The sequence below is a fragment of the Nonomuraea sp. NPDC003201 genome, assembly GCF_053590415.1.
Genome location: NZ_JBSFTC010000663.1, coordinates 1 through 2,312, shown reverse-complemented (window position 1 = coordinate 2,312; position 2,312 = coordinate 1). Strand labels below are relative to the sequence as shown.

Sequence of the window (2,312 nt, the reverse complement as noted above, 5' to 3'; positions counted from 1 at the left end):
GCATCACGCTGTGCACCCTGGGCCTCGGCCAGGTGACGGAGCCCGCGATCGAGCACACCCTGGAGCCGGTCTTCGCCGCACAGGAGCGGCACCACGTACCACTCGACCTGCCACTCGCCGGCGGCCCGCTCGTGGCCGGCCTCCATCGCGCGGAACAGGCCCGAGCTGAGCGCGCCCGCCGTGCCGGACATGCCGATGACGGCCTCGCAGCCGATCGGGTTGGCCTTCTGCGGCATCGTGGAGGACGCGCCGCGGTGGTGTCCGCCCGCCTCCCGCACCTCGCCGACCTCGGTCCTGGACAGGTCCACGACCTCGCGGGCGAAGCGGGCCGCCGTGGCCGCCAGGCTCGCGCAGGTCACGCCGAACTCGGCGACGCCGTCCCTGGCCACGTGCCAGGGCACCTCGGTGGTGCCGAGGCCGAGCACCCCGGCCACGCGCTCGCGCACCTGGCTGGAGCGCTCGCCCATCGCGGCGGACGTGCCGCCCGCGCCGAACAGCGACACGACCCGCACCCGCCGCGCCGCCTCGCTCACCCGGTCGCGCTGGCGCGTCACCTCCGCCAGCAGCACCGCCATCTTCGCCCCGAACGTCGTGGGCACCGCCTGCTGCGCGTGCGTGCGGGCGGCGACGACGGTGCCGGCGTGCTCGGCCACCAGCCGGGCCAGCGCGCCGCCGAACGAGCCGAGCAGCGCCCGCAGGTGGTCGAGGGCCTCGCCCATCTGCAGGGCCAGGCCGGTGTCCATGATGTCCTGCGTGGTCGCGCCGTAGTGGACGCGGCCGTTGGGCCCCTCGGGGAGCGCGGCGGAGATCATCCGTACGAGGGGCAGGATCGGGTAGCCCACGTTGACCGCCTCCGACCAGAGGCGCCGGACGTCGATGTTGGCCGGCACGCAGGCCGCCTCGATGGCCCGCGCGTCGGCCTCGGAGATCACACCCTCCTCGGCCTGGGCGCGGGCCAGCGCGGCCTCCGTGCGCAGCCAGGCGAGCACGGTCCGCTCGGCCGAGAAGATCTCGGTCATCGCGCCGTCGCCGAACAGCTCGGGCAGCAGCTTGAACGTCTGGCGCACGGTCAGTTCATCTCCAGTCCGCCGTCGACGTTGAGAGCCTGGCCCGTCACGAACGACGCCAGGTCGCTGGCCAGGAACAGCACCGCGGAGGCGACCTCCTCGGGACGTCCGGGGCGGCGCAGCGGGGAGCGCTCGCTGACCTCCTTCAGGTAGCCGGCGCCCGCGTCGGGGCCGAACCGCCGGTCGCGGTCGGCGATGATCTCGTCCCACATGGGGGTGAGGAAGACGCCGGGGCACACCGCGTTCACGCGCACGGGGGCCAGCGCCTCGGCCGCCGACTTCGTCAGGGAGAGCAGGGCCGTCTTGGTGGCGGAGTAGTGGGCGGCGTTGGGGCGGCCCGAGCGGGCGGCCACCGAGGCCAGCGTCACGATCGAGCCGCCGCCCCGCTCGGCCATCCCGCGCCCGACGGCCTGTATGAGCCAGAACGTGGCGTTGAGGTTGACGTCCACGATCCGCAGCCACTCGCCGGGCTCGATGTCGAGCAGCGGGGTGGTGCGCATGATCCCGGCGCAGTTCACCAGCACGTCGATCCGGTCGCGGGCGGCCGCCAGCGCCGCCGCCTGCGCCGGGTCGGTGAGGTCGGCCGGCCGGGCCTCGGCGCCCAGCTCGGCCGCCGCCTCGCTCAGCCGCGGGCCCTCCAGGTCGGAGAGCACGATGTCCGCTCCGGCGTCGGCCAGCGCGCGGGCGCACGCGAACCCGAGCCCTCCCGCGCCGCCCGTGACGAGCGCCGTCCGCCCGCCCAGGTCGATCGTGACAGCCATCCCCGATGGTCTCCCGTCTCCCGTTCAAACGATTGACCAGAACATAACGCGAACCGAACAAACCGAACAAGAGGGCGGTCAATCGTTTTTCTGAGGAAATCAACCCCAGCCGAGCTCCTCGTAGAAGGCGGCCCGGGCGAGCTCGAACGAGGCGCGGTCCAGCACCGCGCCCTCGTGGGGTCCCACCGCGACGGGCTCTTCGTGCATCCGGGCCGGCAGCTCGTCGGGACCGCCGCCCTCGCGGACCGCGTACGCGCGCATCGCGTCGAGCCGCGCCTGACCGGCCGCCAGCAGGTCGTCCAGGGTGAACTCCCGCCCGAGGACGGCGGTGACCAGGGCGCTCAGGTGGTCGAGGGTCAGCGGGCGGGTGGGGGAGGAGGCGAAGACGCACAGGTTGAGCGCGTCGAGCCCGCTCCACAGCCGCAGCAGCCGGGCGGTGCGCCGGCCCCGCTCGGCGTCGAGCCCGGCGACCGGCGCGGGCTCC

General features: G+C 74.4%; 3 protein-coding genes. All 3 read right to left on the bottom strand.

The features are described from left to right. Positions 1–1,067 (bottom strand): lyase family protein (locus ACWDX9_RS62480; protein WP_449973313.1); only part of this gene is annotated, 1,067 nt, incomplete at its 3' end. Between the two features lie 2 nt (positions 1,068–1,069). Next, positions 1,070–1,828 carry an SDR family NAD(P)-dependent oxidoreductase gene (locus ACWDX9_RS62475; protein ID WP_449973312.1) on the bottom strand — a complete coding sequence of 253 codons (759 nt, stop codon included), beginning with the start codon at positions 1,826–1,828 and terminating at the stop codon, positions 1,070–1,072. A 99-nt stretch (positions 1,829–1,927) separates the two neighbouring features. After that, on the bottom strand, positions 1,928–2,312 hold a 385-nt coding region (locus tag ACWDX9_RS62470), incomplete at its 5' end, for an aldehyde ferredoxin oxidoreductase C-terminal domain-containing protein (RefSeq protein ID WP_449973311.1).